This is a genomic window from Herpetosiphon gulosus (genome assembly GCF_039545135.1).
GTDB classification, from domain to species: domain Bacteria; phylum Chloroflexota; class Chloroflexia; order Chloroflexales; family Herpetosiphonaceae; genus Herpetosiphon; species Herpetosiphon gulosus.
The window spans coordinates 85,972-101,060 of sequence record NZ_BAABRU010000016.1; the positions used below are offsets into that span (position 1 = coordinate 85,972).

Annotated in this window: 4 protein-coding genes; 1 reads left to right on the plus strand and 3 read right to left on the minus strand. The window is 50.5% G+C overall.

Annotated features, from left to right (window positions below; all coding sequences use genetic code 11):
• Positions 1 to 76 precede the first annotated feature (76 nt).
• A complete protein-coding gene (locus ABEB26_RS19985) occupies positions 77 to 11,710 on the minus strand; it encodes a LamG-like jellyroll fold domain-containing protein (protein ID WP_345723824.1) in 11,634 nt (3,877 codons plus the stop codon).
• Between the two features lie 230 nt (positions 11,711 to 11,940).
• Here ABEB26_RS19985 and ABEB26_RS19990 point away from each other — a divergent pair, with 230 nt between their 5' ends.
• Positions 11,941 to 12,438, plus strand: coding sequence for a hypothetical protein (locus ABEB26_RS19990; protein WP_345723825.1), 498 nt, complete (start codon positions 11,941 to 11,943; stop codon positions 12,436 to 12,438).
• A 144-nt stretch (positions 12,439 to 12,582) separates the two neighbouring features.
• Here the strand turns inward: ABEB26_RS19990 and ABEB26_RS19995 are convergent, their stop codons facing one another.
• The gene (locus ABEB26_RS19995) at positions 12,583 to 13,593 is read right to left on the minus strand and encodes a cytochrome d ubiquinol oxidase subunit II (RefSeq protein WP_345723826.1); all 1,011 of its coding nucleotides are present in this window, start codon (positions 13,591 to 13,593) and stop codon (positions 12,583 to 12,585) included.
• A complete protein-coding gene (locus ABEB26_RS20000) occupies positions 13,583 to 14,908 on the minus strand; it encodes a cytochrome ubiquinol oxidase subunit I (protein WP_345723828.1) in 1,326 nt (441 codons plus the stop codon). Before ABEB26_RS20000 ends, ABEB26_RS19995 begins: the two co-directional genes overlap by 11 nt.
• Positions 14,909 to 15,089 lie beyond the last annotated feature (181 nt).

The window sequence follows — 15,089 nt, forward strand, 5'->3', positions numbered from 1 at the left end:
CGATAGCCTAAGCAGAAATGAGCTTTTTAGCGACGAGACGCTCTGAGGTAGCTAATCCCAGAGCGTCTGGTTTTAATTATTGAACCGTCACCCACGGCAGATACCAACGCACAATGGTTGGGGTCGGCGATGGTGTGATCGAAGGACTTACCGTTGCAGTTACCGTCGCGGTCGCGGTTGGGGTTGCTGAAGGTGTAGTCGTCAGCGTGGCCGTCGCGGTTGCGGTTAGCGAAGCAATTGCCGTAGCGCTGGCGGTCGCGCTTGCCGTCGCAATCGCGGTTGATGTTGCTGATGGAACCACCGTTGCGCTTGCCGTTGGTGTTGCACTGGCCGTGGCTGAAGGTACTGCAGTGGTACTTGCCGTTGGCGTTGCGGTCGCAGTTGGTGTTGGGGTTGGCAATGGATCAACGCTGCTGGCGCTACAGTGGCCAGCATAATCACAGGCTTTGGCAATCACCACGCTTTGGCTATGCCCATTGACCCGACAATTGACGCTGAGCCGATTGATCCGTGCTGGATTTGGGTAGTAGCCATAGCTGATTGAACTTCCAGCACATGGCGAGATCAACGAATTTTCATCAATAAATAAGTCCTCGGCGCTGATGACATAATCGGTGTAGCTATTCGCGCCGCTGCCACCTTGGGTTGCATTGATGCTGACCCGTGGCGCTTGGGTGTCGATGCTACCACGCCAGATAATTCGTTCGTCGTTGGTGTTGGCAAAGGCATCGTTGCCGCGAACATGCAATTGATAAAAGCCTTCGCTGGCGGCTGGTGGGTTGTAGCTCCAAGTTGCCAGATCTGTGCCTTGCGCTTGAATTGGTGCTGCTTGCCAAACTTCGCTGCTGGGGCTGCCATCAAAATGATAGGGTTCGAGCCAGATTTGGGCCTGGTTTACACCCGCATGCTCGGTTTGGGCCAACGCATAGATTTCACGCGCCGATAAGGCTCGCTCATAGATTTGCACTTCATCAAGTTGCCCATTGAAGAAGCCGCTGTTTGGCTTGGCTGCACCAATCTGTAACGGCAGATTGCTGGCAGTGCCAAAGCTTTGTTCAACGCTGCCCAAATGTGTGCCATTCAAATAGGCTGTCCATTCACTGCCAGTTTGCACCAAGGCCACATGCTGCCATTGATTTGGCATGATTGTGGCGCTAATGCTGCTGGTTGTGCTGCCATTGAATAAGCGAATGCTGCGATAATCGCTGGCAATTTGCCAGTTGTAACGGGTGTTGCTGCTATCAGCCAAAGCCAAAATACTATAGGCCGAGCCAGGGCTGCTATTCCAAGCTGGCTTGATCCATACGCTGAAGCTGGCTTGGCTTAGGTTCAAGCTAGTAGTTGCCGCTACGGTCAGGCGTTGTTGGTTGGCTGGGTTGAAACTGGCGGCCATGCCAAATTGGCCAGTTGCACTGCTGGGGCAGGCATTACAGCTTGCATGCTGATTATTGCCGCTGCTATCGTTGCGCGGTGCAAGCGTTTCAAAGTGATAGCTGGCGACGGCTCCATGCCAGCTTGGCAGCTCGTTGAGTGTGCCGCTGATCTGCCATGTTTCGCTAATTAATGGTGTGGCTACGATCGTTTGGAACAGATCGACGCTTGGTGGGCGGGCATCAAGCAGCAAGGTTTGCTGTTGGTTTGATCGCAGGGCGGTTATTAATTGGTTGCCCACCTGATCAACCGCGCTAATTTCGACCCGATAGCTGCCGCTTGGCCGACTGCCACTAATGTGATAATCGATCGACCAACGTTCGCCCGAAACCTGCGCTTGTTGCCAACTTTCGCTGCCAATCAAACGATTTTGCTGATCGAACAAGCCAATCAAGACTTTGGTTTGCTCAAGGCCGCTGCCTGCAATCCCACTGCCAAGCTGAGGATCGCTGATCGTTCCCGATAGTGCTAGCGTCCATTGGAGATCATGGTTGGCAACTGGCTGTAACTCACGCCAGTTTTGGCTGTGCTCTAGGGTGGCGATTGGGCCAGCGCCATCAACATACAGGGTCGTTGCGGCGCTGGTGGTTTCATGGCCAACTGCATCAACCGCGCGGAAAATCACTTGGTAGATTCCTGCGCCGCCAAATTCGCTGGGGTCGATCACTGGACACCAAGCGGCGTTATTGGCTTGGGCTTCGGCACATACCGCAACGCTCGTCCAAACATAATCGCTGGCTTGTGGCCCACGCACGCCCATATCAACCAAGCTGACGCGTGAACTTGGGTCGGTGGCCGAAACCGCTAGTTGGAATGGCGCATTGGCTCGATAATGATTGCTCGCCAACAAACTAACGCTTGGCTGATCGTTATCGATCGTCAAATAGCTAGTTGAACGCGCCCGATACCAACGTAAATCGCGCAAATAAAGGTTGTAGATTTCGGCGGTGCTCAACTCGCGTTGATAGATTGTAAGTTCATCGAGTTGTCCACGGAATTGGTCGTTGAACAGGCCTTGTTGATCGGTGCTTGCGCCGATATACAACGGGTCGTCGCTATTGATTGGTACGACACTGCTGCCTGCGATGGTGTCGATATATTCGCCATCGACGTAGAACTTGGCATCATTGCTAGCATCGAATACGACCGCGACTTGTTGCCAAACCCGTGGGGCAACCGTGGCGCTGCTGCTATATTTGAAGCCGCCAAAGATGCCAAAATTCAAGGCTGAGCCGCTCAAGCCAAAGCCAAAGCCATTGACTGAGTTATCGCGGCCTGCGGCGATAAAGCGTTGCAACGAGGTGGTGTCGGTGATGGTATCGGGCTTGATCCATGCCAAAATTGTGAATTGATTTTGTAAATTATTGATTGCATTGGCTCGATCAACTTGAATTGCGCCTTTGCCATCAAACAACACGGTGCGGCCAATTTTGCCATCGGTGCCAGGTGCTGGGTTGTGGCGATACAACGCTTGATCGTCAATCGTCCAGCGCAGGGTGAGGCGATTGCTGCCCTGTTGGAAAATGGCACTGCCATTGCCCACAGCTTTTACATCAATCGTTTTGTTGGCGATTAGGCTGGTGCTGCCATCGCTATTGATCAAACCAACGCTCAGTTGATCGCCAGCACAGAGCACGCTGCTGGCTGAGAGCGGTTGGGTAACTTGGGTATTCAAGCGCAGGCTGGCGAGCCGATCATTGGCTTTCGCCACATAAATGGTGCTCGGACTTGTGGCCAATTGATTCGCGCGAATGCTCTCAAGATCGAGCGTGGCACATTGGGTTGTGATCGGTTTGCCCAAATAACCAGCTTGTGAGCTATCGTGAAATTCGCTGGCGTTTTGTTCCTCGTCGAATTCAAATTTCAAAATTGGTGCTGAAGTCGTGTATAAGGTTTGAATTTGGCTCGCGCTCAACACCACCTGATAAATCCGCAGATCATCCAAGTAGCCCCGATAGAAATCGCCACCATCGCCTTGATTTGCTCCAATCGTTGGAAACTGCGAACTCATGCTGGCGTGGGTTCCATTGGCTCCAGGCAAGGCAGTGCTAGCAGCCAACTGACCGTTGATATAGACCGTTGCTAGTTGGTTGGCTTTATCGTAATTGGCAACCACATGGCTCCACTGGCCTTCTGGTAGCTCAAATGGCACGATAAAGCTAGCATTGCCACCACTGGCGGTCGAGCCATCAAGATCGATCGTGATCAAGAAGTTGTCATAGGCGAGGCGTAACCCAGTTGCATTATTGGGGTTGCGCAAATCGGCAATCGTGCCACTATTGCCATTGACCCATGCGGCAATCGTTGTGGCTTCAGGGCTACAACATTGGTCGCTGAAGCGCAGATGATCGCCATTGCCATCAAAATAGGCCGCTCGCTCGACATAGCCACGTAAGCCAGCACTCGGACAATCGGGATTGCTACAGTCGAGGTTAGTTTTATCGTAGCCCAAATTCGACCAATAGCTCACATTGCCAACATTTTTGAAAACTTGCGAGCCTGGCACATCTTCAAAGGGCAAGAAGATTGGCAGTTTGTTGGCGTTGAGGTCGGTTACCGGATAGCCAATGTTCTGTTGTAGGGCAATTGCGGTTTCGGCTGATTGCTCAAAGCGTTGTTGACTGCTGATAATGTTGGCATTAACTTGGGCGGTGCTGCTGACCACTTTGCTGGTTTGGGCAGGCAAGTGGAATGGCGCAAAATCGGCAGCGATCTTGATCGCCGGATAGGTGCTTTGCATCAAGAATTGCACTGCATCACGCTCGATCACCGCTGGAATAACCACCAACTCATCAAGTTGACCTTGGTAGAAGTTGCTGTTATTCAGGGCTGCGCCAATGCGTAAATGCGGAATATCGAGCCGATTGAGATGCCCAGTGCCACTGATTGCCAAGGTTCCATCAAGATAAAGTTTGAGCGTGCCAGTTTGTTTGTGGCGAGTGGCAACAACATGATGCCATTGATTATCGTTAACTGCGCCAGTTTTGATTGTGGTGCTTGTGCCGTCGCTGCTGCCAAGTCCAAACATTACTTGGCCATTGTTGCCAAGGCTGATGCCAAAATCGTTGCTTGGACTAAGCACGTTACCATCGATCAAGCCTGCGCCTTGCCACCAATTGCTCGCCGCGCCGCTGGTTTGGTTGCTACGCAGCCAAAAGCCAATGCTAAAATCTTCGCTGATGCTGCGATCAAGCAGCAAACTATCGTTAAGGCCATCGAAATTAAGCGCTTGATCATAACGACCATTTTGCTCAACGCTGGGGCAGGTGAGCAAAAATTCACAGCTGGCAACCCGAGCTTGGTTGACATGATTGCGCATTTCGCTATCAAACGGCGGTGCATCGAAGCTTAGGTTATAGCTACCTTGAATAAACAAATCATCGATCGAAGCCTTGAGCGGATTGGTATTAGCCACCGAGCGTCCGATGCGGCTGGGCGCTAGCTCCAACGCACCAATCGTAAATTGACTATCGATCAGCACTAGACTGCCGTTAGCATAGACCATCACGCTGGAGCGGCTGCTGGAGTTGAAGGCAATCACAAAATCGAATTCAAGCTGAACCCAGGTGTTAAGGTTGGCTTGGCTGAAAATTGTGCTTGAGGTCAGGGTCGTGCCAGGTGAAATGTGCATAACCAACTGGCCGCTGGAATTAATCGTCAGATCCAAACAGTAGCTATTGCTGTTGGCGCAAACGGTATCGAGCAAGCTGACGACTTGGCCGCTGGCTGGCAGTTGCTCAAGTTTGACCGCCATTCGCAAGTTGCGTTCACCAGGCGTAAAGCTGGCATTATTGGGCAAATTAAGATAATCATCGTTACCATCAAGCCGAATTGCTTGGCCCTTGAAGCCTTGTCGTTGATAACTTGGACAAGTGGCGGTTGTACCACAACTCAGCGCTTGTTGGTTGCCCGCTGTGTTGTGATAGTAATTGCCAGTATAGCCATAATCTTCGTTGAAATTCAGGTCAAGCACCCGCACATTTTTTTCGTTGGTTGCCCAGAGATAGCCCAAACTGCCTTGAAAAGCCTTGTTGTTGGCGTTCGCGCCCAACATTGCATTGCCGATATTCAAGCGTGGCCAATAACTATAATCCAGCCGACTATCTTGAGTTCCGTTGATCGAAAGCGTCGTGCGGCCCGTTGTATCGCTGAAATTGCGATAATCAAGCTGAACCTCAACCCATGTATTAAGATTGTTGGTGAATGAATAAACGCTATAGTGCGGTTTGCGCCATGTGCTATCGGTGGTGCTACCGTTGTAATAACTGCTGCTGGTGCTGCCGCCAACGCTGATAACCAAATTGCCAGCACTATTAATCACAATCTGTAAATCGCTGGTTGCGCTGACGACGCTACTATAAATTGTGGCGGTTTGGCCGGAAGCTGGCAACTGCTCAAGCTTGATTGAGAATTTGAGCGAACGTAGCATTTCGCCAGTTGCGATATCCGCATCAAGTTGCATCGGAATGATCAGTTGATCATCAACGCCATCGAAGCGCACGGCATAATCGCGACCGCTGAGCAATTCGCTGGTTGGGCAACGCTGGCCAAGACAATAGGCGGTTTCATTGGAGCCAGCACTATTACGATAACTTTGTTGGCGATCGAGCGTTTCCATGCGCAAGGCAATATTAGGATTCGTCAGATCGGGATCGCTGGTTTGGTTGTTGGCAGTCAGTTGGCCATTGACGCTTTGGGCCGGTAAGGTGTTGGAAATCGTGGCTTGATAGCTCAACTCTGCACCTGGAGCCAATAACCGATCATTGGGATTGTAGCGTCCTTGCATCAGATCGTTGATTTTGGCGTTGCCGAGCGTGCGATCGAACACCGCCACTTCATCAAGTACTCCTTTGAAATTGTTGGCGGCTTCGTTGCTGTTGGAGTTACTACGGCCAACTTTTAATGTGTCGTTGGCGTTATCGCGGTTGGTGCTGCGATAGTTGGTGCTGGCTCGATTGGTGCGGTCAACGCCGTCGATGGAGATCGTCCCAGTCAAGTTGGGGTAATCCCATTCGACGGCCACATGATGCCAGTGATCATCGTTGACACTTTGGTTGCTGGTGATGTAGTTGTTGCCAAAGCCGACGAATGTTGGTTGGCCGTTGGCATTGATGTAGAACGATTTTTCGCCGCGTTCCCATGTGCTATCACCATCGTTTTTGGTGATGATCGCTTGTTTGGTGCTGGTAGTTTTGACCCACGCAGCCAGGGTAAAGCTGGCTTGGGCTAATTCGAGCATACCAACATTGCTATTCAGTTGATCGTTTGAGCCATCGAATTTAACCCCATTGGCATAGCGCCCAATCGCCAAACTTGGACACTGGGTTGGGCTACAACGCAGGGTGTGATTCGCGCCTGAGCTATCGGCAAAAGCTTGACTTTGTTCGCGCTCGCCAAATTGCGCCAACAAACGCGGGGCGTTTTGCTCGTTGACGGTGAGTTGTTCGATCTCCACTAAATTATCAATCAATGAAGGATCGGTGGCGACCCACGGATTGAAGCCAAAGGTATATTCTTCTAAATCGCTGAGCGAATCGTTATCAGCATCGCTGCTATTGCCCGACCAAATCCGCGCTAGCTTGGTTTGGTTGCTGTTCAGATCGGTGTAGGCGATCAGCCAACCCTGTTTGAACTCAACATAATCAACTAGGCCATCGCTATCGCTATCGCGTTTGAGCGGGTTGCTATGGTAGGCATGCTCCTCAAAATCGCTCAATTGATCTTGATCGCTATCAGCATTAAGTGGATTTGTGCCGTTGCTTAGCTCAACATAATCTGATAAGCCATCGTTATCGCTATCGAAGCGCGTGTCATCGGGGTCAACGCCGCCCAAGGCTTGGCTGATCAAACCATCGCCATCAGCATCTTTAATCTGGTTAAAGCGCAGATCGGCGTTCATGTTCCAGTCGAGGTTGGCAAATTCTTCGATGGTATCGGGCAAAATGTCGAAATATTGAAATTCGCCAATGTTGGAATGGCTTGAACATTTGGTGTCGTACCACGTGCAATCGACTTCAATGGTTGTGACCAACCAACAGCCTTCATAGGGTGCGACTGAAGCTTCGGTGATAAATAACTGCTGATCTAGTGAGCGATTGATGCCTGTGCCAACCTCACTGAATGGCAAGGCTTCTGGCAGGCTAATCTCGGCGCTGGTTTGAATTTGGCGATTGCCAATTGCATCCCATTCGTTGCGCATTTGATTTTGCGCCAGCGCCGCATGCTGATCGGTGGCGCTGGTTTGCAACCAATAACGGAAGGTTGCACGGCGGGCATCGCCTATGCTGAAATGATTGTTATATTTGAGCGTGTTGGTGACTGCGAAGGTCATGCTCAAGGCATTCGAGCGCACAAACCCCAATTCAGGAAACTTCAAATCAATCGTTTTGCTGGTGATGCTGAGCCGATTGGGATCGCTCAGGTTATCGAGCAGATTGTTGGCTTCGTAGAGTTGATCGGCAATAAATTGGCTCATCCAATCGTTGAAGCCGCGAATATGGAACAGCTTCAAGATCAAATCGACCAACGAAATAATTGCCACAATCAATGGCCCGATAATCGGGATAAAGGCAATCACCAACATCACAAAAATCATAATGGTGGCAGCGATTGCTTGGGCTAAGGCCAAATTGAAGCTATGCGAACCCCAGCCAAATTGGCCGCTGGCCAGTTGGAAGATAAACACCCCCCAAATCATGGTCAGAGCAATCACCAAATTAACTGTGCCCAGCGAACGATTGGCTTTGGCCACCGATTGCAGCATGTTCAAGGTGGAAATTAATGTTGAGCCAGCCCGCACAACCGCCGTCATTTGGCTGACGATCATGGTGATACGGGTAACCACCAGCAACATTGATGCAGCGGTCAGAATAATTTGGCTGGTTTTAATCAGGGTGGCGTTATTGGTGGTCAAGCCAATTAATAGCAAGGTTCCACCTAGCAAGGTCAAGCCAATCGAAAACCCAATCGCATAATTGGTGGCGGCACGAACCGTTTTGAGGCCTTGCAAGGTTGTCGGGTCGATCTTGTCGTGGCTGAGAGTGCGATCAAATTTGGCCCATTTATTGGAGGTTGATTGGGCTTTGCGCAGATTTTTATAGACTTTTTGCAATTGCTCAGCATAGAGATTCGCAGTTGCCGCAAAGCCATGTCCACCGCTTGGGCTTGCATTGACAAACCAGGTTGCTTGATAATCCTGTTCGGTCAACGCATCGGCGCTTGGTTTCCAAACTGGTACGCTGTCGATCTCAGCCAGCCCCAAAAAGCCCTGATTGATACTGGCATAGAACAATTGTGCCCAAATTAATTTGCCTGATAACTCCTCGCCAACTTCATTTTGAATAAAGGCTTGATTATTGCGCAGCGTCGTTTCCAACAAGGTCAGATAATCATCAACTGCATAATTTTGCCAAGTGCCGTTAATATATTGATAGGTAGCCCAACTCATGCCTGCAATCGTAGTTAATTTAATTGTGCTGGGGTTGAGGTCAAGGCGGGCTAGTCCATTGATTAAACCTGCGCCATCTTGTAAATTCAGGCTGCGATTGCTTTTTTCTTGGGCAATCAGCAAGCTTGGGTTGGTTTGGCTGCTATAACTATTAAATTGAGTTTCAAGTAGGTCGCTAATTTGCTGCATCGATACTTGCGAGAGGTAACCTTCGTGTAAGAAATTGCTGGTTTGCACCGCTAGATTGTTACTATTGCTCGACCAGCTTGCAATTTGGCTGGCCAGATTATTGATGCGCACATCGCGTTGGCCGTTGCCTTGGCAGGTAGTGCCGTTGAGCGTATCACAATCGCGACCGCGAATAAACGTGTTATTGAGATTCCAGGCAACCATCCACAGCTCATCGTCAAGTTGCAAATTGCTGTCGCTGCTTGGTTGCTCGTAGATCATTGCGGTTTTTGCGCCATGATCTTCACTAACGCTCATGCCGGCGAGTGACCACTCTTCATCATAGAGCTGCACGATGCTCAAGTTTTCTTGGCGGGCGCAAGTGCTGGGGTCGGCTTCAGCATCAATACATTCATCGGTGATCATCTGCACTAGCCAAACCAAACGCACTTGTTGAGCCGCGCCCCAATTGGCCGTGCCGTTGCTGCCTTGTTCGGGATAATAGAGCATGCGAGCAGCGAAGGCCGCTGGATTACCACCCATGCTATTGCTAACCCGCACAACGGGCACATAGGCCAGCAAATTGCCCGAATTCGTATCCAGATCGCGTATCGTAATGCCATAAGGATCAAGCTCGTTTGAATCGAGCCATTGATCAACGCCCACGCCAAGTTGGCGCTGATTATTCTGGTAAGTCGTGGTAATTGGCAAGTTGGCATAATGGCCAGTGCTGTAGGGCATGGTAATTTCCAGCATTGGCACCATCATCACATCGCCATAATCGGCGTTGATCGCGTTGATTCGAATATCGCTGTTGGTGCTAGTGGCAAAGGTTGTGTCGAGCACCCGCTGAATTTGGCCTTGATTGTCGTTGGCGGGCCAATCCAAAATCCGCGAAGAATAGCTCAAATGCTCAAGATCGGTTGGACGCAACTGAAAATCCACAAAGACTGGGCGGTTGGTTTTGAGGTTATCAATCTGCAACTTGAGCGGATTTTGATCATCAAAAACTGTACTGCTCAGCAAATTGGGCGAAAGATCAACATCATCGTTAATTCCATCGTTGTCGTTATCGCGATCAAACAGATCGGGCTGGCCGTCGCCATCAGTATCAGGGCAGATCGCATTGGGATTATAGGCATTTGAGGTTTGCGACCAAACACCACAATCGACGCTATCGAGCATACCATCTTGGTTGCTATCATTACTGAGTGGGTCGAGATACCATTGCTGGCCTTGATAGCGAAAACCCTTAACTTCCAAGCCATCGGGAATCGAATCACCATCGCTATCGCTGTTGCGCGGCAATGTGCCAAGTTGATTGACTTCCGCGCCATCGCTCAAGCCATCGCCATCGTAATCTTTGGCGTTGCTCACGCCAGTACAATAGCCAGTGCTTGAGCCAAGCGTGGCACAGCTATACCAATCGTCTTCATCGGCATCGCTCAAGCCATCGCCATCGCTATCGCTGCCATTGCTGGCAAGTTGCTTGGGGCTGAGCGCTTGGGCTTCAGGTTTGGTATTGGGTTGCCAAAGGTTTTGGGTTTTGGCGATTGCCTGCTGTTGTAATTCGCCTTGGGCTTGTTGTTCAGTTTGTTCGGCCTGTTTGGCGATTTGCTTGCTGCGGGCGGCGGCAACATTCTCGGCTTGCAGCATGGGCGTGATCAACATAGCACTGATCACGCTGGCAGCCATCATTGTTTGGGTGCGACGCTTACGCCAAAATGCGACAGCCAACGCCAAAAGCAAAATTTCCAAACATGGAATCAAGGCAATTTGGGCGAGTGGTTGCAATTGGTGTTGGGCTTGCTCAAAGCGATAGCCCAACCAACGATCAGGCTGTTGCCAAAACGAACTACTGGCTAAAGCCAAACGACTCTGATCAAAATCGAAAAAATCGGAGCGAATGCTGGCACTAACGTTGGAACCATCGGCTTGGGTTGGTAAATTCAAATTTAGGCTCAAACGGCTGGGCAAGCCATGCTGATCAAGCCAGACTTCGCCTGTACCGTTCATTTGGGCATAGCTGGTGCTGGTATCAAGGCTCATGCCGACCGGTAGCTCGCCACGTTGGCGCAATTGGGCTTCGAGTTTGGGCTGCAAATAGTTGGCAAATTGTTCGCCATTGAAATTAAACGTGTAATGTTGAAACTCCAAGCGCAGATTACCAACGTTGCGAGTTTCATTACCAAGGCTGGTTATCTGCTCAAGCCCCGCTAAAAAGCCCAAGGGATCGCCAGCAGGTGCAAAGAGATCGCTTGATTGCTCGATTGGCTGCCAATTGCCAGTGCCATAGCGCCCAAAACTGCGGCCTTGCTCAATTTTCAGGGCAAAACTATTGCTAGCATGTTGCTCGGCATTGTTGGCAATTGTCATTTCCATACGATCAGCGGCCTGATCGATCTCGCCATTGATGCTCAAACGCTCGGTGCGTTGCGGATTGGCTCCAGCGTTGGCAAGGCTGGGCGCGGTGGTTGTCGTTTGGGCCAGATCAATGCTATAGCGATAACTGCCACTGGTTTGCGCCAATTGCCATGCCCGCTGAATCGGATCATCGGCGCTTGGTAAGGCTTGTGGCGATCGCGCCAGCCCAGCCAACCCTAGACAAAGCAGCGTTAATAAACCGACGATTCGCCATGGCGTAAGCGGATTCAACCAGCCCATAATGCACCCTTTCCTGGGAATAAATTGCAGATTACAACGTCAAAGGTCTTGTGAAATTATTTTTATGACACATGGTGTGTCTTTGATTTGATGAAAAATAGCAACCTGTTGAAATAGTTTGATTCAATTAAGACACATGGTGTGTCGAATTATAAAGATGAGTTGCAGGCTTGTCAAGCGGCAAGTTATGCTAGGATGCGGATAGGTGCAGCTTGATAGGAGAACGAACGATGGAGATTAAACCGTTGGTGATCGGCTTGGGTACGCAGCGACGACTGGTTTTGCATTTTGTTGAACTTGATCTGCGAACGCAACGGGTTTTGGTCAGTCTAACAGTGAAGGATCACTGGTTGCGGGTCGAAGATTTTAGGTGTTGGTTTTCGCGAGCAACACTGGAAACGTTTGCTGAACAGGTTGAGCCTTGGCTAAAGGTTCGGACAACTGATGCAGCATTAATCAGCGATTTTGATTATGGAGAAATTAATAATTTTAGTTTGAAATTGCAAGTCCTTGGAGGGCGGGGCGATATTCGGGTGGTGTATGCGCTCGATGCAACTGAGCATGAATTTCTTGAGGCGAACGGAGAATTTGATTTCAATCTGGATTTTCTATGGCAATTTGTGACTGATATTCAACAAAATGTTGCTAGGCTTGAGCAGATCTGGAATGATCCTGTGCATTTGGCTACCTATCCTAATTTGTATCCTTTATTTGAACCAATCGATTAATTTGTAAGATCTGGCACGATGGACGCTCGCTAACTTGCCTGCTGATCATTAAGTAATCTAGTGCGGTACAAACGCCCTGCGGCTAAGCGCTACAGGGCGTTGATTATTCAAATCTAAACCTTGTGCTGGGCCATAAAGCACAGCTTATAGATCGTCGATTGGCGCACTTTTAAAAACCTTGAACAAGAACCACAGCGATGGCAACAGAATTAACAAGCCCAAGGGCAAGGCGACCAAAATGAACACAAGCGTTGACCGAGGAGCTGCAGCTGCCGCTAAAGTCACATCGGGATAAATGATGTAGGGATATTGGGCGATGCCCCAGCCTGCCAATAAACAGCTAATTTGGACGATTGCTGCGCCTCGCGCAAGTTGAAAGCGCCAACGCAACAAGGCCCAGCCTGAAAGCAACGCCGCAAGCACCCCAATTGTCAACACTGGTGCAGCTCGAATACTAATCAAGCCTTCCCACAAATGTTGGGCCGTGAAATAGAGTAATGGTAAGCTTAATAACGATAAGCCAACTACTGCCGTACCTGCCAGCAAGGCCCGTTGGCGAAAATCGGCTTGTAATTCGTCGCGGGTTTCCAGCGTCATGTACACGGCGGCGAGGTAGGCACATAAGGCTAAGGCTAATAAACCCATGGCGATTGCCAAAGGCGTAAGCCAAACAATCCCCTCACTTTGCACAACTCCATTGATTACCCGCAATTGGCCTGCCGAAACTGCACTGAGCGCCATGCCCAAAATCACTGGAGTGATGACGCTGGCCGCCCCAAAAATCGTACCCCAACGCTGGCTGCTTTGACTGGGTTTTTGCTCAGCTTGAGGGCTGTAGGCCCGAAACACAAAGGCCGCGCCGCGCAGAATAATCCCCAACAGCGCAAGATGGAACGGTGCGAATAGCCCGACGCTCAACGCAGCAAACGCAGTAGGAAAGCCCGTAAACAAGATGACAATGATAAAAATCAGCCAAACATGGTTGGCCTCCCAAACGGGGCCAACTGCATGGGCAATCGCTTCGCGTTGTTGGGTACGTCGCGGCCCCCACGCCAACAAATCCCAAATGCCGCCACCAAAATCAGCGCCTGCCAGAATCGCATAGGTAATCACGCCCAGCAAGCCAATCGCGGCTACCACAACCTCAAGCGGCATGGGTCGCCTCGCTTTCCTTGGCTTCGGCGGGATAGCCCGTTGCAAGTTGACGTAATAAGTAGACTAACACGCTTGCAAGACCAATATAGAGCAAACTAAACAGATAAAACACCTGTGGCACGCCAGCGACCGTGGTAACTGCGTCGCGAGTACGCATCACCCCATAAATAATCCACGGCTGACGGCCAACCTCGGTCACAATCCACCCCGCTTGCAAGGCGATAAAGCCCAAAGGTGAGCCAAGCACCAAAGCCCATAAGAGTCTGCGACTCAGAGAAAACTTGCCTCGCCAACGTCGCCACCAAAACCACAAACCTAAGCCAATCAAGGCAAAGCCAGCGCCAACCATCACCTGAAAGGCGATATGTGTGATCACCACATTTGGGCGTTCGTCAGGCGGAAAGCTATTCAAGCCACGTAATTCGGCATTGAAATCGTTGGTGGCCATAAAACTCAGTGCCTTGGGAATTTCAATCCCAAAGTGAATTTCACCAGTCTCAGGGTCAGGAATCCCACCGATCAACAAGGGTGCACCAGCCTGAGTTTCAAACAAGGCCTCCATGGCAGCCAATTTGGCTGGCTGATCTTTGGCGACGCGTTGGGCACTAATATGACCACTAATCGGCTGTAACAAGGCGGTTACGGTTGCCAAGCCCAAGCTAATTGTCAAGGCCGAGCGATGATAGCGGTCGTTGCGGCCTTTGAGCAAGCCCATCGCATACACGCCCGCAACGGCAAACCCAGTGGCAATATAGCACGACAAGGTTGAGTGCAAGGCCATATCGAGCCAAGCAGGCGAGAGAAACGGCGCAAGCGGATTGACATTAACCGCCTTGCCATCAACTAAATCAAAACCAACGGGCGTTTGCATCCAAGCATTCGCAGCCACGACTAATGCGCCTGAAAGCATCCCGCTGATCGCCACTGGAATTCCAGTCAGCCAGTGGGCTAGTGGCGAGAGCCGCTTCCAACCATAGAGATAGAGGCCCAGGAAAATCGCCTCGATAAAGAAGGCAAAGCCCTCAAGCGTAAAGGCTGAACCAATGATACTGCCAGCAAAACCCATAAATGTTGGCCAAAGCAAGCCCAACTCAAAGGCTAGCGCCGTGCCTGAAACAGCGCCAATTGCAAAGGTGAGCGCGGTGGCTTTAGCCCATTTTTTGGCTAGGGCGAGATAGTGAGCTTGCCCCGTTTTCAAGCCCAAGCCTTCGCTAATAACCATAAGCAAGGGAAAGCCAATGCCCAACGCCGCAAAGACCATGTGAAACGCGAGCGAGACCTCCATCTGCGCTCGGGCTGCGGTCAAGGTATCCATCTGTATTCCTCCGCAAAAATTTGGAGAACCCCCTAGCCATAAGCGTACCGAGAATGAGCCAATCAACCATCAGGCCATGATTGGAATGATTCTCAGGTCTAAACCTGAGAATGGGTTTGATGATATTGATATGATTGAAATATAGGTGAGTGGTATCAATAGATTCCCTTCTCCCAGCAAT